The organism is Alkalibacterium sp. AK22 (assembly GCF_000585255.1).
Lineage (GTDB): Bacteria > Bacillota > Bacilli > Lactobacillales > Carnobacteriaceae_A > Alkalibacterium.
The window spans coordinates 79,127-101,392 of record NZ_JANL01000029.1 but is presented as its reverse complement, the minus strand read 5'-3'; the positions used below and the strand labels follow the sequence as shown (position 1 = coordinate 101,392).

19 protein-coding genes are annotated in these 22,266 nt (G+C 41.1%); 2 read left to right on the top strand and 17 right to left on the bottom strand.

Annotated features, from left to right (window positions below; genetic code table 11):
• Nucleotides 1–10: 10 nt before the first annotated feature.
• The 4 genes from ADIAL_RS06190 to ADIAL_RS06175 form a co-directional block, all read right to left on the bottom strand.
• Entirely contained in the window at nt 11–985 is a 975-nt protein-coding gene (locus ADIAL_RS06190; RefSeq protein WP_081757708.1) for an ATP-grasp domain-containing protein, read from the bottom strand.
• Nucleotides 986–1,039: 54 nt separating this feature from the next.
• Nucleotides 1,040–2,209 carry a diaminopimelate decarboxylase gene (locus ADIAL_RS06185; RefSeq protein ID WP_034301339.1) on the bottom strand — a complete coding sequence of 390 codons (1,170 nt, stop codon included), beginning with the start codon at nt 2,207–2,209 and terminating at the stop codon, nt 1,040–1,042.
• Nucleotides 2,210–2,433: 224 nt separating this feature from the next.
• Nucleotides 2,434–3,873, bottom strand: a complete 1,440-nt coding sequence (locus tag ADIAL_RS06180; RefSeq protein ID WP_034301392.1) for a 6-phospho-beta-glucosidase — start codon at nt 3,871–3,873, stop codon at nt 2,434–2,436.
• Nucleotides 3,874–4,026: 153 nt separating this feature from the next.
• The gene (locus ADIAL_RS06175) at nt 4,027–4,902 is read right to left on the bottom strand and encodes a tetratricopeptide repeat protein (RefSeq protein ID WP_034301337.1); all 876 of its coding nucleotides are present in this window, start codon (nt 4,900–4,902) and stop codon (nt 4,027–4,029) included.
• Nucleotides 4,903–5,254: 352 nt separating this feature from the next.
• Between ADIAL_RS06175 and ADIAL_RS06170 the strand changes: the two genes are divergently transcribed.
• Entirely contained in the window at nt 5,255–6,196 is a 942-nt protein-coding gene (locus tag ADIAL_RS06170) for a hypothetical protein (RefSeq protein ID WP_034301334.1), read from the top strand.
• Nucleotides 6,197–6,266: 70 nt separating this feature from the next.
• Here ADIAL_RS06170 and galU read toward each other — a convergent pair whose 3' ends face one another.
• The 3 genes from galU to ADIAL_RS06155 all read right to left on the bottom strand — a co-directional run bounded on the left by galU (nt 6,267) and on the right by ADIAL_RS06155 (nt 8,900).
• Nucleotides 6,267–7,154 carry a UTP--glucose-1-phosphate uridylyltransferase GalU gene (galU, locus tag ADIAL_RS06165; protein ID WP_034301332.1) on the bottom strand — a complete coding sequence of 296 codons (888 nt, stop codon included), beginning with the start codon at nt 7,152–7,154 and terminating at the stop codon, nt 6,267–6,269.
• Nucleotides 7,155–7,446: 292 nt separating this feature from the next.
• Nucleotides 7,447–8,340 (bottom strand): N-acetylmuramoyl-L-alanine amidase family protein, encoded by an 894-nt coding sequence (locus ADIAL_RS11060; RefSeq protein WP_051503761.1) that lies wholly within the window; start codon nt 8,338–8,340, stop codon nt 7,447–7,449.
• An 11-nt stretch (nt 8,341–8,351) separates the two neighbouring features.
• Nucleotides 8,352–8,900: a sigma-70 family RNA polymerase sigma factor gene (locus tag ADIAL_RS06155; protein WP_034301330.1), complete on the bottom strand. Its 549-nt coding sequence runs from the start codon at nt 8,898–8,900 to the stop codon at nt 8,352–8,354.
• A gap of 792 nt (nt 8,901–9,692) precedes the next feature.
• On the opposite strand from ADIAL_RS06155, the gene ADIAL_RS06150 reads away from it, so the two are divergent.
• Nucleotides 9,693–10,307: a hypothetical protein gene (locus ADIAL_RS06150; RefSeq protein ID WP_034301328.1), complete on the top strand. Its 615-nt coding sequence runs from the start codon at nt 9,693–9,695 to the stop codon at nt 10,305–10,307.
• A 112-nt stretch (nt 10,308–10,419) separates the two neighbouring features.
• Here the strand turns inward: ADIAL_RS06150 and ADIAL_RS06145 are convergent, their stop codons facing one another.
• The 10 genes from ADIAL_RS06145 to ADIAL_RS06100 all read right to left on the bottom strand — a co-directional run bounded on the left by ADIAL_RS06145 (nt 10,420) and on the right by ADIAL_RS06100 (nt 22,233).
• On the bottom strand, nt 10,420–11,115 hold the full coding sequence (locus tag ADIAL_RS06145) for a CpsD/CapB family tyrosine-protein kinase (protein WP_034301324.1): 696 nt from the start codon (nt 11,113–11,115) through the stop codon (nt 10,420–10,422).
• A gap of 15 nt (nt 11,116–11,130) precedes the next feature.
• The gene (locus ADIAL_RS06140; protein ID WP_051503760.1) at nt 11,131–11,874 is read right to left on the bottom strand and encodes a YveK family protein; all 744 of its coding nucleotides are present in this window, start codon (nt 11,872–11,874) and stop codon (nt 11,131–11,133) included.
• Between the two features lie 29 nt (nt 11,875–11,903).
• Nucleotides 11,904–13,430 (bottom strand): lipopolysaccharide biosynthesis protein, encoded by a 1,527-nt coding sequence (locus ADIAL_RS06135; protein ID WP_034301322.1) that lies wholly within the window; start codon nt 13,428–13,430, stop codon nt 11,904–11,906.
• Between the two features lie 20 nt (nt 13,431–13,450).
• Nucleotides 13,451–14,587, bottom strand: a complete 1,137-nt coding sequence (locus tag ADIAL_RS11055; protein WP_051503759.1) for a glycosyltransferase — start codon at nt 14,585–14,587, stop codon at nt 13,451–13,453.
• Nucleotides 14,588–14,634: 47 nt separating this feature from the next.
• Entirely contained in the window at nt 14,635–15,714 is a 1,080-nt protein-coding gene (locus ADIAL_RS06125) for a glycosyltransferase (RefSeq protein ID WP_034301318.1), read from the bottom strand.
• The gene (locus tag ADIAL_RS06120) at nt 15,711–16,787 is read right to left on the bottom strand and encodes a glycosyltransferase (RefSeq protein WP_034301315.1); all 1,077 of its coding nucleotides are present in this window, start codon (nt 16,785–16,787) and stop codon (nt 15,711–15,713) included. The genes ADIAL_RS06125 and ADIAL_RS06120 overlap by 4 nt, the downstream gene beginning before the upstream one ends.
• Before the next feature lie 59 nt (nt 16,788–16,846).
• On the bottom strand, nt 16,847–18,217 hold the full coding sequence (locus tag ADIAL_RS06115; RefSeq protein WP_034301312.1) for an O-antigen ligase family protein: 1,371 nt from the start codon (nt 18,215–18,217) through the stop codon (nt 16,847–16,849).
• A gap of 822 nt (nt 18,218–19,039) precedes the next feature.
• The gene (locus ADIAL_RS06110) at nt 19,040–19,873 is read right to left on the bottom strand and encodes a carbohydrate ABC transporter permease (protein ID WP_034301309.1); all 834 of its coding nucleotides are present in this window, start codon (nt 19,871–19,873) and stop codon (nt 19,040–19,042) included.
• A complete protein-coding gene (locus ADIAL_RS06105; protein WP_034301382.1) occupies nt 19,870–20,745 on the bottom strand; it encodes a carbohydrate ABC transporter permease in 876 nt (291 codons plus the stop codon). The genes ADIAL_RS06110 and ADIAL_RS06105 overlap by 4 nt, the downstream gene beginning before the upstream one ends.
• Before the next feature lie 174 nt (nt 20,746–20,919).
• Nucleotides 20,920–22,233, bottom strand: a complete 1,314-nt coding sequence (locus tag ADIAL_RS06100; protein WP_231492101.1) for an ABC transporter substrate-binding protein — start codon at nt 22,231–22,233, stop codon at nt 20,920–20,922.
• Nucleotides 22,234–22,266: the final 33 nt, after the last annotated feature.

Sequence of the window (22,266 nt, the reverse complement as noted above, 5' to 3'; positions counted from 1 at the left end):
CCTAAAACAGTTAAGCGAGATCTTGCTCTTTTCTTATGACGACGCTGTCATACATCATCATCAAGACATTCTCTTCATAGTCTCCCATGTTTCTTTCATTCTCAAAGCCTTTTATATTGTTGCTGATAAGCTTGATAAAATTGACGCCACACCTATGAGCATGCACATACCCTCCGCCAAATCTCGGATTAATTTCCGACAAGTAGTATTCACCCTCTTTATAGAAAAAATCAATATCAATGGGGCCTCTAAAATCAAAGTATTGCGTAAGTTCATCTATCATTTCAAAAAGTGCTTCATCTTTAAATGAGATGGTCTTGTTTGCCCCACCAATCGTCGTAGCTAGTTTCCTTTTAAGAAAAACACTGACCGGCCTGTGTTGCACAGTGTCAACATAGACATCTGCACTTATATCTGTCCCTTCCATAAATTCTTGAATAACCAAATCCTGATTGTCCTCACATAGGAGTTTCAGTCTATCAAGCGATTTTACTTTAGTAGCACCGACACTTCCACTTCCTGTTCGCGGCTTGACAAATACAGGAAAATCAATTTCCTGAGACTGATAATCAACAAAAAACGCTTCAAAACTCGGATAGGTTTTGACTGTTTTAATATTACACTGCTTTATATATTTAAACATGTCGTACTTGTCAAAACAGATAGATGCAGTCTTTCTGCACGGTGCGAGCACTTCTACCCCCAAAGCACTAAAGCGCTCGCGGTTCTCAGATAGTAATTTAATTTCTGGATCAATGAACGTTGTTACTGCTTTAATCTTTTCACGTTCACAAATCTCAAGCAGTGTGGTCAAATAGTTGTCAGCTGTAATCTCAGGAACAATATATGGCTTGTCAGCTATATATAAAGCCGGCGCAGTAGGATCACAGTCAGTTGCAACGATTGTAGACCTTTCGCCAAGCGAGGATTTGAAATTTTTTATTAATTCCCCTCTTCTCCCTACACTACACAGTAATATATTCATAATACCTCGCTCCCTAATTGTGAAATAAACTTGTTTACTATACTTGATTATTCTCTAACCGTTTTGAATAGTGTAATAGTCCTGCACAGTCATTCTTTTTCGGATTAGCTGACTAACCCCGCTGTCTTCCACATACACTTCAGGAAAGTATTTGATAAACGGTCCCCCAAAAGTCATAGTATAGGCCCCTACTTTAGAGTAGATGATACGATCTCCAATTGAAAGAGCCCGCCCACCGGTAATAGACATGATTCGATCGTGATCCATGCAAGTATATCCGCAGATTATTTGTTTGCTTTTAATCTTGCTAGCGTCATAATCTGATTCAGTAGCATAATCATACTTATCTTTCGCCCATAACGGATCGATGTTGATTCTGCTGCCGTCTGTAGTGACTACCGTTGCTTTGGACGTGTCCTTGACATCGATAACTGAGGTATGAAAGCTCACGGCAGAGCCAATAATTGCCGATCCTGGTTCAACTATAAGTTTAGTTTTTTCAACATCGACTACATTTTTCAATTCCTCATAAATGACATTGACATAATCTACTGGACCCGGCTTCCCCTCTACTCCACCAAAGAAACCTCCTCCCACATCAATAAATGAAGGATCTATGTTGTACTTCAGAATCAGTTCCTTAGCATATAAGGCAATTTTTCGGTATACATCCACACTTCTTGACACACTGTTACAGTGAAAATGAAGTCCAATTCTGTTCTTCTCGTCACCCAACCTTAATATATCTATAGCCTGAGCTAGGTCCCTATTTTCTTCAGAGAAACCAAACCTAAAGCCCTCGTTTGTGTAAGCCACATCGCTTTCATCAAATATAGAGGTATCTACATTTATCCTTATTCCAATATTGCTGTTGGATTCCTTTATATGCGCCTTGAACCAGGCTAGCTCATTTTTAGAGTCTATGTTCACGATAGAGCCTTTTCTAACGGCACTGATGAAATAGTCTTCACTTTTAATTGGACCATTGTAGATGATTTCCGTTTCAGCGAATCCACAAAGCAAGGAGAGCTCATATTCTTCATCTGATACGACTTCAGCCTGTAACCCTTGTCCTTTAAGATACTTTAATAACCAAGGCATAGAGTTAGTCTTTACAGAATAACCGATACTAGAGTGTGCCCATATACGATTTAAAGCATCTTTAAAACTTACTAAATTAGCATCCAGCAGCTGCTTATCTAACAAAAAATATGGCGTTTGCATAGCTTCAACTCCCCTTTAAACTTCAAAATAGTATAAAGTGAACTACATGCACGAGTCATTTTTTACAATCATATTAACTATACTTTGTTATTTATAAAATTTACTATACCACAACCTGACAGCGGTCACAATTATTTCCCAGCTCCATAACCAAGCCTCAAAGTGTAACTAAATCATGGCTTAGTCCCGTGACTCAAGCAACAGCTCCTCGCATGCTCACAAGATCATTCATCCCCCAAACCATTTTGCTTAATCACTTGCTGGTACCAGCCAAAAGATTCTTTTCTGATCCGCTTTAACGAGCCTTTTCCCTGGTTGTCTTTGTCGACATATACGAAGCCGTAGCGTTTTTCCATTTCGCCTGAACCGAAGCTGACGATATCAATCACGCCCCAAGGAGTGTAGCCCATAAGGTCCACACCGTCCTCGTTCACGGCGAGCGTCATGGCTTTGATGTGCGCTTTTAAATAGTCGACCCGGTAGTCATCACAGATCTTTCCGTCACTGTCGATTTTATCGTAAGCGCCCATGCCGTTCTCAACTATAAAAAGCGGTTTGTTATAACGCTGGTAAACGATATTAAGCGTATAGCGCAAGCCGGTCGGATCAATTTGCCAGCCCCAGTCGTTCGCAGTCAAGTAGGGATTCGCAGTATCTTTGGCTCCCGGATAATCTCTGACGGCTTCTCCACCAACGTCAGGCAAGGTCGTCACCGCATGGGACATGTAGTAGCTGAAGCCGATATAGTCTACTGTGCCTTGCTTCAGTGCGTTCAAGTCTTCTTCAGTATAGACAATCTTATAGCCCTGCTTTTTCCACCGGGCAAGTGCATAAGCCGGCAGTTCCCCGCGCACATGCACATCACTGTAAAAAAAGCGGCGCTCCATCATTTTTACCGCAGCCAGCTGGTCATGCGGATGAGCTGACAGAGGATAAACAGGAACATAGGCCATCATGCAGCCAATCTGAAAGTCGGGATTGATTTCTTTCCCGATTTTGACAGCTTTAGCACTGGCGATCAGTTCATTGACACTGGCTTGAATAGTCACTTCTTCTTTATTGTCTTCTTCACCAAAACGCACAGCTGAGTTCGTCCATGTGTGCAGCTCGTCAAATGAATCCATCTGGTTGTTGATTTCATTGAACGTCATCCAGTACTTGACTTTATTTTTGTAGCGTGTCATGACGGTCTGTGCATAATGGACAAAAAAATCTATCAGCTTTCGGTTTTTAAAGCCTCCATACTCGGTGTGGAGATGGTAGGGAATTTCAAAATGCGACAGCGTGATGACTGGCTCGATCCCCTGCTTAAGCAGCTCGTCAAACAGGTCATCATAAAACTGCAGGCCCTCTTCATTTGGCTCCTGTTCATCTCCTTTTGGAAAAATTCGTGCCCAGTTGATTGAGGTCCTAAATGCTTTCAGACCCAGCTCTTTGAGCAGCTGGATATCCTCTTTATAGCGGTGATAGAAGTTTGAAGCCTCATGATTGGGATAATATTCCCCCTCTTTTATACCTGCAGTTATTTTTCTTTTCGTATCAACGTCGCCGGCTGTCATAACATCGGCAGTTGACAGTCCTTTCCCTCCGGACCTGTAAGCCCCTTCAATTTGATGAGCAGCCACTGCCCCGCCCCATAAAAAATCTTTTGGCAATCGGTTCATTTCTTTATTCAAAATAGCACTCCTATTTATGTTATTCCTTACTCTTTCAGCTTATCGGAATTGCAGAAAAAGGCAATTGTTTTTTGCCGCCTATAATTTTCATATAGAAAAAGCCAGGCACCTGCCCGGCTTTACATATGATTGCTGACGTGTCTATAAGTTCAATATACTTTCAAGTTCCTGGTCGCTTACCTCGTACATGGTAACATCCGCTCCGTCGAAATAAAGTTCTTTTCTGTCGTTCATTCGTACTTTGTATTCATGTATATCAGTGTCTTCCGGTTCCCCGTGGAAGCCGTAGGAGGTTGCATCAACCGTCAATGTATCCCCGTCTACCCAGTAGTCATTAATGATCATCGTTGAGTACTCTGAAAGCGCAAAGCCTTCACGAATTTCTACATCTGCTATCTCAATAATAAAGTAAGCTCTTGACTCAAAAGGTTCGCCGTAAAACATGATGTAAGTCCCCTGGAAATCCTCAAATACCAGCTCCTTACTTTCTACTGCTGTAGAATCGTTGCTGGTATCGATGCTGGCACCCTGTTCAGTTAGAGCGTTGTCCCCTTCGGAGTCTATACTATCCTGACGAACGGGCTCTTCTGTATCCGTCAGAGCCTCGCTACTGCTTTCTGCCAGAGCCCCTTCCACCCGTGACGCCATTATTAACTGTTCCAGTGTTGCCTGAGCACTTACGGCCAATTCTGCTGCCCGCTCTACCATTTCCTCTGATCCATCTTCCCTGTCGATCACAAAGTTCAGCTGTTCGATTGCTGAATCATAGTCATTTAGATCATAAAATTCGACTCCATTTTGATAGTGCTCAATCTGATACATTAGATTCATGATGCGCGTATCGTCGGGCCTAATTTCACGAGCTTCCTGGAAGGAGGCTTCTGCTCCCGGATAATTCTCGGCTATCAGTTGGTCCATACCTGCCTGATAATGAGTATTGAAGGTATCTTCTGAATTATCGCTGCAACCTGAGAGTACAAACGGCAGCAAAAACACAAGCAGCCATCTTTTTCTCATTATCCTCACTCCTCTTTAGTGTCTCTGTGTTGTTAAGTTTTTCTTGATGTCTGACTAGACTACTTTTGTAGCCCATCCTATTTCCACTTATTTAACTGAGTATACAGTATTTTCATTAGATAATCTTCTCAGGCGTCCTGTAAGCCAGGACGTCTTCTGCTCGTCTGTAACTATTTAACGGTAAAATAGAACCTGTACAGGTTTATGTTCATTTTGTCCTTTTCTTTTTTTAAATATGTAAATATAAGAGCATTTTTACAAAATTATGATGACATTTAGGCCAAAAAACTATAGACTAAGAGACAGAAAGCGGATACAATATAATTAATCATATTATGGGAGGAGCAACCACTTGAAAGATGCTTATTATATTCGAGACGCTCATCAGTATTTCAGAAAATGCCAGGAAACTCTACTATCCAAGCACACTGACACTTTAACAGATTGCAACCTGATGCCCATGAAGCAGCAGACATTGGATCATTATTTTATTCCCCCAGTCCCTATCCTCTATGACCGGTACTCCACTGAAGAACTTGATCAGTTACTGGATATCAGCTTACCTGCAGAGGCACTTTTTCCAACGGGGCAGACTTATTATGTTATGGATATTAGCAGTCAGCAGCATACGGCTTACAACTCCATCCTGTTTCAACTTGATGATGCTCCTAAAAAGTCGATGGAATCAACGGCTGCAATCATGACCCGTTACTTTGAATCCCGCCAGTTACCCTATCGTTCTATGCAGAAATTCGGCAATACACTGGGGCACTTCCACTGCCTGCCCTATCTATATGGGGATACCTGCTTTGTGCCCGACAGGGGAGCAAGTAAGCAGTCAGCCAGCTGGTATGCTTTGCATCACATGACTGATGTCTATTACGCCAGTGATCAGTCTGCGACTGTTTTGTATCATCACCAGTACCCTTTGCTGAATCTCTCTTTGAAAAAGGCGACGTTCAAAAAACAGCTGTCTGTTGCCTGTGACATGCTCCGTGTTCAAAATGCCTTAGCTGATCATATTTTATTGTTATATCCACAGCAGTACATCAAGGTACAGCAGCCACCGGATAATCTGATTCAAAAAGAACTGCTGCGCACATCCTTTCAGGCCCCTCCCCTGACTTTTTTTGAATATCTCGACTATATGATTTATTTCAAGGTCCAGCACGTCCTGACAGGTATTTTCGGAGTGGACAATCCCTACCTTGAAGAAGCAAGAGAGGGATTTAGAAAACCTAAATTTATGGACCGGTTCCCGGTAAAAAAAGGCAGAGGCCATCGTATACACTAACATGTGATTTACTTAACATACATGCACACAAAAAAGCTCTGACCCATATACAGTCAGAGCTTTTCAGGTGTTATTTTTGTTTAACCGATTCTTTCTCAACTAACGTTTCAAGGTAAGCCAGAAACTCTTCTCTTAAATCTTCTCTTCTCAGAGCCGTTTCAACCGTTGCTTCCAAAAACCCTTGCTTATTCCCAACGTCGTAACGCTTGCCTTCAAAATCATAAGCCACCATGTCTTCTTTTGAAGCCAGCTCCATCAAGGCATCCGTCAGTTGGATCTCGCCGCCTTTACCAGGCTGCGTTTCTGCTAGGATATCAAAAATTTCAGGATTGATGATGTAGCGACCTAAAATAGCAACATTAGATGGTGCTTCTTCAACAGAGGGCTTTTCGACCAGCCCTTTGACAGAATAAACATTGTCTTGAAGCTGCTTGCCGTCGACGATACCGTATTTGCTGACTTCTGAATCAGCGACTGTCTGCACACCCAGAACGCTTGACCCGTACTGATCATAACAGTCAATCATCTGCTTCAGGCAAGGCGTATCTTCCGTATGCACGATATCATCCCCCAGCATGACAGCGAAGGGTTCGTTCCCCACAAACGTTTTCGCACAAGCAATAGCATGACCCAGACCCTTGGCTTCTTTCTGTCTTATGTAGTGAATGTCGACCATATCGGAAATGTTATTCACGAGTTCCAAAAGCTCTGCTTTTCCTTTTTTCTCCAGTTCAAGTTCCAGCTCTACAGAATGATCAAAGTGATCTTCGATGGCGCGCTTAGCTTTACCCGTAATGATCATGATTTCTTCAATCCCACTGTCAATGGCTTCTTCAACGATATACTGAATGGTCGGCTTGTCAACAACCGGCAGCATCTCTTTTGGCATGGCCTTTGTTGCAGGCAAAAATCGTGTGCCAAAACCTGCTGCTGGAATGACTGCTTTTTTTACTTTCATTTTATCTTAACTCCCTTTTTATATTTTTTTGTCCTGAATACAGACAGCTTATTTTTATTATATATTTAATAAAAATATTAAGCAATATAATACATACGTTATTTTATCTTGCTGATTGCTCAACCTTGACGAGGAACTCTCGTACACTTGTTTAACGTATCTTTCAGTGAAATTGTATTATACCACAGGACTTTGGCCTAACCTATCAAAACAGCTGAGTTTACATCCGCTGCACCTAAACTGTAAACAAGCAGTAACCCACAGGCAGGCTACTGCTCTCTATTTCATCTATTTATATCAGTTCAACAAAACGTGAACTGGCCGTGACATAAAAGATCTGACCCCGGGAATTTCTGACCTTGTACTGTTCGCCCCTGCCAACTGGGATTTTTTCCATTACTACTGGAAATCCCAGGCCTTTATTCAAGTAGCCATAAACATCCTTGTCCTGCCAGCTTGGCTTACTGTAAAACCTTAGCTTTCCTTCGTGGACACTGCGCAGTCGTCTGCCAATATAAGTATCAGGACAGACACCACTATGGGGTTGATTTATTAGTACCGGGGTACTCCCCTTATCGCCACCGTCAGCCGCGTTTACGCTTTTAGCCGTCTTGACTCTGGCAGCTGGAGACTGATAGAGTATGTTCACTTTGCTGCATACCCCTTCAATCACGGCCTCCGCCGCTGCTGTAAATACGTCTTCATTTAAATAAAGCTGGTGATCTTCGCGGTTATCAATAAAGCCGTATTCAATAATGACGGTCTCCGTGCGTCCAGTGAGACGGTGCATGAAATAATAATCGACGCCTTTTTTGATTTCTCTTGAGAACGCCCGTCTTAACGGCAGACCGGTCGCACTGACCAGTCGTCTGGCCAAGTCTTCCGCAAATGCCGGTTGGGCCCGAACGGAATAGATTGTTTCGACTCCTCTCGCTGCACCATTGAATGCATTCCAGTGGTTGGACAGACAGACATCATACTGGTCCTTTATTTTGGAGACCCGCTGCATGTGATTCAGTGAATGATCACTCTGGCGCGTCATATATACCTGTGCTCCCAGTTCCTTAAGCCTTTCATACTGATACAAACTGATTTTTAAAGCCCACTCTTTTTCCTGAACCCCAAAACCGGACGCACCCGAATCTGCTCCGCCATGACCGGCATCGATAATCACTGTTTTACTCATCTTTTTCCTCCTTATCCCTGTTTTAAAATATGCTTAAAGCTGTCGAGTTTAACGGCTATGCGTTTTTTCCACTGGTAAACCGTTTTTCTACTGACACCGTAAGTTGATGCAATTTCCGTTACACTCAGCTGCTTGATGACTGCATCTTTCAGGTAGCCTTGCTCGTTTTCTGTTAGCAAGCTGAGCATGGATGGCAATAATTCCCAGACCAGCCAATCCTCATTCATAGATACTCCCCGTTCAGTTTCGCCTACACTATCGTAATCCGGCAGCACGGTTTCTCTCTTTTGCTGCCTAGACGTTTTTCTCAGTTCATCAATTAATGCCCACCGAACTTTCTGAAAAGCATAGCCGGTGAACTGATAAATGTATTCTTCCTGCAGCAAGTCCTCTGGATACGTTTGATACGCTTCAACCAGTTTGATTAGTCCGGTCTGGACTAAGTCATCATAATCTGGGTGATCATAACGTATCCCGCATGTTTTAACCGCACCGTATACAATCCCACTATGCACAAAGAAAAAATCCTGTTCCAATTCTTCACTTAATTGTCTGCTCATCTTGTTTTCCTTTATTGAAGATCTTCTCTAGTTTATTTATACAAGGCCCTGTATGCCTTTACTATATGCTTGAAGGCTTTCTCATTCAAAAACCCAAAGCAGGCACGAAAAGAGCTGAATGCACAGACATGCGCGAATATGGACTGTTCCTTATTTGAACAAGTCTATTCACTTCCCTATTCTCATACACTTCTTATTATACTGATAAGGAGTGAGCGCTATAAAAAGACAGCCCAGGCTATTCTGAGCTGTCTCTCTTTATGTATGTTAACTGACCTCTTCCATTTCCAGACTATCTTCCAGGACTTAAATCACTGACTAGCACCGTGAGTGAGCACCTTCTATTTTACCGTTGAAGGGGGTGCTTTCTGTGCCATCTGATTTACATATCATTTTGCGGACGATAACTCTTTTGCCCGCTTCCTACTCAGTTAAAGTGATCATCTTTTTTCAACTGATTGCTTTTGCTAATCCTATAATCGTGTCATATATATTCTTCATCAAGAGTTTCTTTTACCATAATAAATGATTTAGCGATGATAGGAACACCTCTTATAATACGAAGTACGCTGTTTTCCCAAACCTTTACACACTACTTTTATGCTATTTGAAACGATAAACAGCTCTCTTTATGTATAGACGAACTAAAAAAAAGCTGGCGGATCACATTCACACCCCTCTGCACGCGTTAGATACTGAATCCGCTCCCAATTTCAACTGAATAATAACCAGTTAACCTCAGCCGTTTTTTGTGTTAGACTTATAGAATCAGCGTAAAAGGAGAAAAACAACATGACTCAGAACACACTAAATACAATTCAAGAAATGGAAATCAAGAAAGCCCCTGAAGAGAGTACACAAGAAGCTGCCAATCAGCTGTACACTAAAAAGCAGTTGGCTTATTTCATCGAGCGCCACGACCTCGACATTGCCAAGAGCTGGAAGAAAGCCGAAATTGTATCTGCCCTGACTGAATGGATGGACGCAGCTGCAAAAGAACTGCTTAAAGCAGATGCTGATTTGCAGGCACTATTGGCTCAGTTGACTACAGAAGACAGCTTTGACCTCTACAGCGATGCCCTTTCCCGAGAGCAGCAAGAAAGCTTACGCTTACTAATTGAGCACGGATTAGTTTACAATGTCGACGGTTCAGCCTGGATACCTGAATCAGCGAAAAGTCAGGCTACTGAGAGTCCCTCGATTTCTAAAGAAGCAGCCGATTCAAACGAGGCTCAAAAAACAGCAGCACCTAAGTCTCAGGAGACCCAGACAGCTCAACAGACCAATGCATGGTCCAGACCTGCTCAAAAAGCGCCGGCTTTATCTACACAGGAAAAGATTGCCCGAAATAAACAAGCCAGACTGGCATACTTTAAAAAGCAAGCTAAAAAGAAAAAGCGTAAATAACATTATAAACAACCGCCCCAAACAGGTAATGAATAATTATCCCTGTTTGAGGCGGTTGTTTATTTGCTCTTGTGTGTTTCCTTACAGCAATCAACTCACCGTAATCCTTTGACTATTCTTTATAGTAATAATGAGAGTGTTTGGAAGGAACCATTCGATTCATTACTGCTCCTATAACATTAGCATGGATCATATCGAGCATTTTTTTTGACTTCATCACCTCATCTTTTGTAGCCTTGCCATTTGGAATAACAAAAATGACCCCATCCACTCTCCCAGACATGATTTGAGCATCAGTAACTGCTAAGATTGGTGGCATATCGAAAATAACCAAATCATATTCACTTTCCATCATTTCAATTAGCTCTTCCATACGCTTTGTGGCTAAAAGTTCGGAAGGGTTTGGCGGAATCGGCCCGCTCGTCAAAACAGATAAGTTTCCCATATCGGTAAGATAAACAAGATCGGACAAAGCTTCGTTTGGATGCGTCAATAACGTTGTCAGCCCACTGTGGTTATTAAAATTAAAGGTTCGATGCACGGTTGGCTTTCTCAAGTCCGCATCTACCAGTAGCACTCTTTTGTTTTCCAAAGCAAAAGTCGATGACAGATTAGCTGCAACAAATGATTTACCTGCACCTTGAACAGCTGATGTGATGACAATTGATTTAAGCGATTTATCTACCATTGAATACTGAATGTTGGTTCGTACGGTTCTGAACTGCTCGGAAACGACGGAACCGGGTTTTGTTTTGACAATGATGGCTGTCTGCTTATCTACACGGTGTTTATGACTGTTTACTGACATTATCTTTACTCCTCTCTATATTCTACTCTTGACCCTAGGCGGGTAAGTCCCTTGCTCTATTCCCGAAGGCTGTTTAAACTGTTTCATCTCTCTTGAGGTCACTTCGTTTATTTGACCAAGATTTGACCATCCCAGCTGGTCAGAGATGTACTGGTCTGATTTAATTGTGTTATCCATCAGTTCCAGCAAGAAGCTTAATCCTAAACCAGCAAAGAGTCCCAGCATAAATCCTAGCGTCAGATTAAGCATAATATTGGGAGAGACAGGGTCCGTATTTGGAATCCCTTGAGAAATAATCGTGACATTTTGTACATTCATGATCTCATTGATTTTGATACGAAACGTTTCTGCTATGTTATTAGCAATACTTGCGGCCTGATTAGGACTGTCAGCTCTCACATGTATTGAAAAGACCTGAGACGTGTCTGTTGTACTGATTTCAATTCGTTCACTTAGTTCAGTGTAGCCCATGTTAAGGTCTAAATTGTCTTGAACCTCGTCTAGGACAATGGGACTTTGAATAATGTCTCTATAGGTATTGATTAACTGAAGGTTGGTATATATATCACTCTCTCTTATATCCTCTCCCAGTTGCGACCGATTAACAAGCAGCTGAGTGGTTGAGCTGTATTGAGGTACTGCCAGCATAAAGGAGTATACAATCATGAACAATAAGCCTATTAGACTGGCTCCTACAATAATTTTCAGTCTTTTTTTGAATAGCTGCAGCACTTCAATCAAGGTAATATCTTTATCCATAAGAATTCTCCTTTGATGGGCTATCATTTTTAGCTTGCTTTAAGTTTGAGCATCTGTTTGAGCGAATAAGTCAACAAGTGGTAGCTTTTCTTCTCAAATATTAGGCTAAAAACAGCAGCAGTTGCGACTGAGAATATACCCGTATAGATACTTGAAAGAATCCAATCGAGCCACGTCACTATATTTAGAGGGAAGAGAAGGGTAAATACGCTGACATTTAACAAAACAATGAGGATAACCTTTGCCGCCCTGTAAAACGTCTTTCTAGCTGTCTGCTTTAGGATCTGCCTGTTTGAGAATAAAATAATGTCAATTGTCCTGTATCCAAATGATGCCATCGTTCCCACGAGTAATCCATAAATTCCCATGCGTTGAATTAGCATCAGCGACACTAGCAAGTTGATAGCAGCTTCTAACATTGCCCTCCATTGCGTTTCCTTGAAATATCCCCCTGCATTGATTAGCGTGTCACCTGGGACCCGAAGATTATTTGCTATCCCGATGGCCACGAACAATAAGGCTATTGTAGGATTACTGTAGGAAACGTCATTGGCTCCTGCAGTATAGAGCCTGACAAAAGGCAAAATCATGATGGAAGTGACCGAGTAAATGACTGTAACAACACTAAAGTATAAAAATTCATACAATTCATAGTTCGACTTTAACGCCTCTCTATCCTGTGTAAGCATCAAACTTCCAAAACTTGCGACACTTCCTTGAGCAAAAACTGTTTTCATTAAACTATAGAGGTGAGAAAACACTAACTGGTACACTGCGTAAATGCTGACCAGAACCATGTCCCCTGTGACAATCGTCAAAATCAGAATATCTGTATTGTTTACCACGAGACCCGCAATCTGATGAAGAAAGGCTGACCAGCGTTTAGACAGTGCTCTCTTGTCTCCTTTCACCTGTTTATCCAATCCTTTGTAATGTCGTTTAACATAGTGATTCTGCAGCAGCATGACGACAAGGATCGCGATTGTAGGAATAGCCTGTACTAGAATAACTGAACTAGCCCGGCGTATAAGCAGAATCTGGATTACCCCTCTGAGCACAAGAGCCACTATGTTAAACAGAGTCGCTACATAGAGCTTTTGATCTGCTTGCAGCAAAACAGTATGTTTGCTGATCAGAAACGATGTTAGCGTGCTCTGCATTCCCATGACGAGCATTAGCCAGAAGACAATATTGACAGGGACTTCAGGAATAAAATAAGGAAGGATCAAAGCTAGAAGGACAACGGAAGCAGTAAAGGCCATGCCTGTTTGAATGTAATATTGCCGAATCGCGTTTAATATTTCATTCAACCGTCTAATGTCTTTTTTGTTTAGAGGATCGTAAAGAGCCTGGATAGACGCCGTATTCAAACCTGCATTTAAAAGCAGCACATAGCTCATCACGTTTGTAATTGAAGAAGTCAGGCCATGAATCGTTGGTCCATAGTATGTCAGAAACAACCGAGGAATGATGAAACCAAAACTGATCATCACCAGTTGATATGAAAATTCAAAGACTGCATTTTGAATGGTGGCTTTTTTTCTGCCTATCTCCACTGTCACTTCGCCTCCTTCCATTAGAAGTGTATGGAAGCTGTACTTGTATACAGTTTTTGCAACTCCAAGATAATTTCACTTATATCAAACTGATCAAGCCTGTAGGTGTCATTAGAGGTTTTTTGAGGGGTGAGTACAGCTTCTGCCCACAAATCAACCGAATCAGCTAGTGAACACGTTTGGATAAGATTAGTGATGCAGACTTCAGACGTTATCTTATCAGACACCACACACCTTACACCGGCTGCCTGAGCTTCAAGTAAGACAATGGGAAAGCCCTCAAACAGAGAAGGAAACAGAAACACATCCATTACTTTCATTAGTTCAGGAATATCTGCCCGATTTTCTAAAATAGTCACATGCGAATTTAACTGCATGTGTCTGATCTTGCGTTCAATCTCCCCTCTTTTTTCCCCACTGCCGATAAGCAGCAAATGAGTTAGGGGATGACGCCTTTGACATTCCTTAAATATATCTAGTAAAAACAGGTGGTTTTTCTGCTCTGTAAATCTTCCGATATGTCCAATAACCTTTGTTTCTTCAGGGATATTCAATTGCTTTTTTTTATCCATCGAGTCGAAAGCAGGTATCTCAAAACGCTTGCTGTTGATTCCATTGTGCAACACTAGCACACTGTCCGTATCAAACAGTTCCTTAGCCTCATCCATCATTTTATGATGTAAAGCAATCAGCTGCATTTGCTTGTGTTTGATGCAGTATCGGGTAGACCATCTGTATACTTTCTGTGATTTTCTGAAGTGGACATCAACCTCATTATGCAGTGTATGAAAAAGCTGAATATTTCTCTTTTTTGTAGGTAAAGGTATTAAATACTCATTGGTTTGCAAGTGGGAATGGATAATATGGGGCTGTTCTTTCTTTACCCGTTTGTTCCATCGGTAATAACGCTGCATTTTATGAACCAGCCTGGCCAACAGTCTGGTTGAGTTGGGAAACAGCAGCTCATCACCCAAGTAAATGACTCGAATGTCGGCTTGTTTGAGTTTTTTTTCGTTTGAGGTGTGGTGCTCTTTTTCTAGTGTGACAACAATCAGTTCAAAAGCTGACCGGTCAATTTGCATCCCATATTCGGTAACAAGTGATTCTGCTCCTCCCATTTGGAGATGACCAATTAATTGAATAATTTTCTGTTTCATACCTTTTCCTCCTGTCTAGCTGTACGCTGGCTCTAGTGTGGTGAACATTACACTGTATTAAAGACTTTTTCATATTCTTCAATAATTGCCTCGACACGGTAAGCTTCAGCTCGCTTTCCACTTTTATTTTTACTTTTAATGGTATGAAGAATCCCCTCGGCCAGTGCCTGTGGATCACTTGCTGGAACCAAAGTACCGTACGCATTGTCCAGAAGTATTTCTCTCGGTCCACTTGGACAGTCAGTAGCCACCACTTTAGTTCCGCATGCAAGAGCTTCCAAAAGCGAATTAGGGAAGCCTTCCCATCTTGAAGACAAAATATAGGCATCTGCATAGCGATAATAGGGATAAGGATTCTTTTTGAACCCCAAAAATTGAACATGCTGATCAATTTCCAATTTTTCTGAAAGAGTGCTCAATTCTTGCTTTAGACTACCTTCACCGATGACCGTCAAGTGAACAGTTGGTTCTGTTTGTAACACTATCCTTACAGCCTCTAAAAGAATGTCAAACCCTTTCTGATAACTCAATCTGCCCACAGCCAAGAGGTGAATGAGCCCTTCTGGGTAAGGATTACCTTCAAACGATTGCTTAATAATGGTATCTATATCAAGGGGGTTATAGATATGAGTGACTTTCTCAGAAGAAAGCTTGTAGGTATGGAGTATATCTGCTCTCATCGCCATGCACTGGGCGATGATGAGATCGGCTCGGGGGTAAAAGTGGGTGTACAAAAACAATACACTTTTCTTTTTTAATGGAGATAAGGTGCTGAGGGATTTTGAAGGAGTATTGGCTTCTCTCAAGATAATTTTAGGTTTTTTTCTTAGGAAGGGCTTAATTAGGACAAGCCCCAAATTAAGTTCATCCAGTGTTGAAAAAACGATGTCCGGCTGAACAGTGTTCAGCACATTTGTCAGCTTGATTAACGCGTATCTTACATGCCCGGCATTTAAACTGGTTATTTTAATAGTATCAGGCAGCAGCTCCATGTAAGGCCCTTCTGCTCTTACTAAAATCAGGTGAATACGAAACTTTTCTCTATTGATTGTCCTTACTAACGTAGCCACTACTCTTTCTGCACCTCCGCCTGCCATTGTAGGGACAAGTACAGCCACCGTTTTCATGAGGGAACCTCCGCTCTTCGTATGAGTGAGCTTTGATCAGCAACCTCACGATACAACTGTTCTATCTGCATTTTATATTGTTCATGGTCATTCAGTTTTGTATATAAATGGTAGCTTTTTTCTCCCATTTCATTTCTCAAGTCTTCAGATGTCACTAATCGGACCACCGCTCGACTGAGATTGGCATCATCAGCATATAAGAATCCTGTTTCCTCATGAGTGACTAAGTCCTGCATCCCGTCTACGGGTGTAGAGACAATAGGTAATTTGAATGCCATCGCCTCCAATGCAGCGATGGGGGTTCCTTCGAATTTTGAACACATCAGCAGACAGCTTGATGACTGCATGGCCTTATATGGATAGGCAAGACGCCCGGTAAATGTAACCTGGTGTCTGACTTTTTCTTGTTCAAAAACACTCTCCATTGCTTTTCTCATATCCCCTTCACCAATCACGCCAAATTGACTACTTGGAACTGCTTTTAACACCTCTGAAGCTACTTTGGCCATGCGCTCAGGATCTTTCTGATCTGTTAAACGACCGACAAAAATAAAATCGAATGTATAGTCATTGGTATCATAGGCCGCTAATGTATTTAGGCGATTTGGGTAGATGATATTCTTTAAAATATCCGTCTTATTTTTTATGTCCTGATTATACACGTAGTCTGCAAAACAGCTGTCGGAAACAGCAATAACCTTAGCTGCTTTTCTTACTGCCCACTTGTATAAAAAAGCTTTACGTGAAGGTCTGTTCATGTCTCCATTATTTACGTGCAAGTGTGAAATGAATGGAATAGGTCCAGCGACCAGCGACACCAAAACAGTGGCTCTGACATCATGGGCATGTATGACATCTGGGCTAAAGGAGTGAATAACTTTTTTTAGTTCACGGTACGTGAAGGAGGCAAGCGGTAGAAAACGGATACCCCTGTCGGCTAAAGCAGCAGCAATCGGACCATTTAAGGAACAATAAGCCATCTCAAAATTCTCATCCACCATCATGCAGATATCTCCTGCCACATTTTCTGCCCCGGAGAGCTTATTGGTGTAAAGCACATGAAGGACCTTCATTTCTCACCCTTCTTTCTACAATTTTTAAATCAACTGAGCCTCGTGAGCTGACAAGCAAATCATCGATACTGATTTCGCAAGATTACGGGGGAATCGGCTGCTTTGTTCATCTGCAGCTCCTGGGACTCTGCCACTTCGCTATTCCCAAGAATGGCCATTACTGAAATAACAATATACACATAAGTGGCCTCCTGGTAAAGCAAGGTCAGCGACTGGCTGTATATAAGGAGTAGCATCAACGGGATAAAACTGAGTAATTTGATGCTTTCGGGCTCTTCAAATCTCATCCGGTACTTGCTGGCACCGGCAATAAACAAACAAATGAAGACGATTCCTCCTACTATTCCCCAGGACATAATCAGTTCAATAATCGTGTTGTGCGGTCTTATTTCAAAATTATTCATGTAAGAATACATTCCCTCTCCAAATATGACTGTTTGGATGTGATCATGGAGATATTCCATGTAGTTGTTATAGATAAATGTTCTTCCCGTTGTAATATCACCCGCCCTTCTTCCAATTTCAAAGCGGTAAAGGATTTTTTCAATCGTCGTTACCACATAAGCGCTACGACTCAGCAAAAATCCGCCCAGGCTTAATATCGTCATCGATACAAAAAACTGCTTTTTGTTATTTAAAGTCGCGATAAGAAACACTACAGTTATTCCTATGGATGTCAAAAAATAGGTTTTTGATAAAGTCAGAGCCCCTGCAATCAGCACAACTCCAATAATCATCAAGCCTGAAAAATAACTGAATTTTCTGTTTCTTTTTATCAGTAAGTTCTGAGCAATCAGAGCAATCGCAAGTAAGTTATATAAGCCATAGGTATTGGGATCCAATTCTCCCAATCCTCCAAAACGAAAGGAATCTGTTACAACAATATTCTGATTCAGCCATAGGAAAGTTACTGCGTATAAAAATGTCCCTGCTCCTAAAAACCTTATCCCCAAGGCGTTTGAATACCCGCTAGGTGTCTCGAACAAATGCAAGCCGATAAGAAAGATAATCAGAAATAATTTAATCGTATTAAAGGTTGGAACGGTTCCGGAAGCAATCAGGTGAATCACTTCGATTGATATGACCGAAATAAGGAGAAAAGAAAACAATACATTTAAGTGAAAATCACTGTCAAGCAAGCGTTTCAGAAGCAGCAGCAGGATGATCACATTGTAAAGTGGAAAGGTCCCAATTACTAAATAGAGATACATAGGAGTGAAGAAGTATAAGGTGTAAGTGAGTTGATTTATAGTAGATACGACACAGAGAAGAGATAAAGCGAAGAAAGATAGAGTGGTAAGACCTGTGGAATTAAAAATACTGCCTATATTATAGACGAGTGTGGTGAAACACAAAAAATAAAAATAACTTCTGTCATTCAATAAACCTATTTTATTGCGAAAGGCATAATTCAAGTCAATCGGGTTCATATGCTTACCCCCCCTGATAACAAAGAACCAAAACAAAGCAAAAGAGCTTGTTTTTCTGATTGTCATAAGTTTAGGCGTATTGCCTATTAGTCAGAAAGTGATGGATGCGATTGAACTGTATGAGGCTACCGTGCTGCAGACTTAACTGTAATGAGGAGTCATTGGGTTAAAAGAGGGTGTAAAGGAGGACAAACGTCAAGGCATACATGTCGCCTTGGTAGAGGCTAGAGCGTGAATTAAGGATGAATATTAGAGGAATTTGGGGTAAAACTAATTCATCATGCATAGCTTACCAAAGATTTAACTACATAGTACATTTTATTAAGGAACATTTCCAGTAAAACATTTAAAATCAAGGATTTTTATTTGTAGCTGTTTTAAAAGTAGCTGACTGCTTGAAACCAGATGATATGAATGATAAAGACAAAATAATGATACACTTACTGCTAAATCACACTTACCCATACATATCAGGCTAGTTATTTTTTATACTCACATTATATAGAACTGATGAATAGTTTTCACTCAATAAGCCTCTTAAAGTCCTCTAAATATGTATGATAGTCTTTTACGCACCTTAGTTAGACTATATATAAGTCTGTAAAACGACGGTATAGGCGCTCTGCTTCTAACAGAAAAGGAAGCAGTCTGACTGCAATCTAGATCAGCTTAGAATCAGTTCTGCTTGATTAAAAAATCAAACAAAACAGCAGCAGTCACCCATCTGAAAGTGATGACTGACTGCTGCTAAGAATGCTTTATTCTATAAAACGACCATGCGCATTGACTTTCTGTTCATCATTGTAACTCATCCATAGTCTTCTATTTAATCGAGCCAACCATTCCGGCAACAAAATGTTTCTGCAGCACGAAGAATATGATGGCTGTTGGTATCGTTGTGAAGAATATGGCGATCATGACTGCCCCAAAATCAATTAAATATCCAGATCCCATAGCTGAAATTACAAGAGGTACGGTGAAATTTCTTGGTGACTGTAGTATGACTAGTGGCCACAGGAAGTTATTCCAAGCCCCCATAAAAGTGACAATACCGGCAGCCGCATAGGTTGTTTTCATTGTTGGCATATATATTTTCAAAAACAAACCTAACTCAGATAGACCGTCTATACGTCCAGCTTCTAACAATTCTTTAGGAAACATTTTTGTGTTTTGTCTAAAAAAGAAAATCAAGAAAGCAGTAGAAACGTAAGGGAGAATGACTCCGAAAAGGGTGTCTATTCCAAATATAGGTGCGACTTCTGATATAGTTCCAAAAAGTCGGAATAATGGAACCATTAACGCTGCAAAAGGAATCATCATGGACAACAGAACCATATTGTAAACAATCTCTTTCCCCCGACTTTTATGAACTTCAAACCCATAACCTGCTAATGAAGACACGAATATAGAGAGAATCGTCTGTCCAAAGGAGACAATCGTTGAATTAATGACTGCTCTGGATAGCAGTGATGTCTCTATCATCGTTCGAAAGTTTTCAATAAAGTGTGTCCCAGGAAGCAGTCTTCCTCTTGTAATATCTATTGAAGGATTCGTGATACTAATGATTAAAAAATAAAACGGAAAGAAAAACATCACAGACGTTAGGATAAGAAAACTATACATAAACACTTTTTTCATTGTTTCTTGATTTTTCATTTTCTCTCTCTCCCCAGTCTAAATTGTATAGCAGATAAGATAACTACAAATACGACTATAGTATAGGAAACGGCCGAGGCGTATCCAAAGTTCGGTGTGAACTGAAACGATAAATTATAAATATATTGAGATAGGGTCGTTGTAGCATTTCCTGGTCCCCCACCTGTTAAGTTCATCGGTTCATCAAACAATTGGAGCGTTCCAATAGTAGAAGTGATGGAGGTAAAGAGGATGACGGGTCTAAGCATAGGTATCGTTATCTTAAAGAACTGTTGTACTGCGCTAGCACCATCGATTCTGGCGGCTTCATAAATACTTGGACTCACGTTTTGCAGTGCTGACAAGTAAAAAATCATATTGTATCCTGTCCATCTCCAAGTGATTGCAATAATGATTAACACACGTGCCCAAAAAGGATCGCCGAGCCAGAGAACAGGGCTGTCAATTAAATTTATCCCCATAAGGATTTGGTTTACTATTCCATTATTAGAGAATAGATACCTAAAAACTAGCGAGTAAGCAACAAGCGAGGTGATTGATGGAAGAAATACAAGCGTTCTAAATATTCCTTTTAGCTTCAGTGTCTTTTGATTCAAGATAACTGAAAAGACTAACGCTAAAATAATCATCAAGGGTATTTGAAAAACTAAAAAAATAAATGTGTTGGTCAACGCTGCGATAAACGCTTGATCGCTAAAAAGACGCCGGTAGTTATCGAAGCCTGTAAACGTCAAATTAACCCCTGCACCGGTATGAAGTGACAGCCAAAACGCTTGAACCATCGGATAGAAATAAAATAAGAGTATAAAGAAAGTTGGAATAATGACGAAGGTCCAACTCATAATTACTCTATTTCTTTCCAGCTTTCCCATGCCTTTGTTTTTTACCGCTATATTATCGGAAGAAACAGTATTGTGATTCTTTTTCTGAACACTACTTTCGTTTTTGCTAAATTTACTTAAACTTGATGACATAAGTATTTCCCCCTTTTATGTAACAGAGACTCTCTCAATTGTTTATTGAAAGAGCCCCTATCAAGTTGCTTTTTACATGGCTAGCTCTGCTTGGCTCTGTGCATTTTGAAGGACTTCATCTAAATCAGCTCCACCAAGGAAGTCTTGAAGTGCTACAGACAAGATGTCCTCAATTTCATATGTTCTTTGGCCAAAGGCAACCTCAGGTATCTCTTGAGTCCATTGAGCTAAATCCTGGAAAATCTGCTGCCCACCATAGAAATCCACCTCTACTTCAAAAGCTTCTCCATCAGATGCTGGTGCAAAGGCACCCATAGCCCCAATATCTACCAATAAGTCTTGATAAAATTCAGCATCCGAGCCGAAAGTCGCTGCCAAGAATTCTGCAGCCAGTTCATTGCCTTCTACGTTAAGCACATATATAGAAGAACCACCTAAGTTGGAAGCATTCACTGATCCTTCAACACTTTGTCTAGGGATAGGCGCTACTCCCCAGTTGCCGGCCTGATCTTCTGCCTGCATAATGGACGCATTAATCCAGTTACCTGTCGGAACAGTCACAACGTCCCCATTGTTAAATGTTTGGATAAATTGATCCCAATCGTTATGGATATTAACGATCCCCGCATCCACCATTTCTTTATAGTTTTCAAAAGCTAGCCTCAAAGGCTCGTTGCCTTCGATGAATGGAGTCACACCGTCTTCTTCATCTGTCCACCATACACCTGAAGAGTGCATCATGATACGCATCAAACCTAAGTCTCCGTTGTCATTCGTAATCCAGCTGACACCTGTCTGTTCATAGACCGACTTACCAATTTCAATATATTCTTCCCACGTGATATCTTGAAGATCATCGAGGGAGTAGCCCGCTTCCTCCAGGTAATCCGTTCGAACAAATAAGCCAGTCACTCCTGTATCAAAAGGAACATTATACACATTATCATTGTGTGTACCTGCGGCTATTTTATAATCTGCAAAGTCAGAGGTTTCAAAATAATCACCTAATGAATAAAACGATCCTTCATAAGCAGTCAAGAAACTTGGTGCACGGTAATCTTCAATGAGTACGATATTAGGTAGACCGGTCTCGACGCCGGAGCTTAAACTCGTGTTCAGTCTCTGGATAACATCCGCCTGAGAGTTTTCAACAATATTTAGACTAAAGTCAGGATTATTTTCCTGAAAACGCTCTTCGGCCATTTCAAAGGCCGCAACGTTAAAGTTAGGGTCCCACATCCAGGCTGTGAGTTCTGTTGGATCATCAGTGATTCCTTCAAAGTCATCTCCTTCAGAGGCCGCTCCGTTATCCTCTCCATTGCCGCATGCTGCCAATAGAAGTAACGCTGTTGCACTTAAAGCTAGGTACCCTTTTTTGTTCATCATTGTAAACCCTCCACTTTTCTTTTTTTTAGCCAA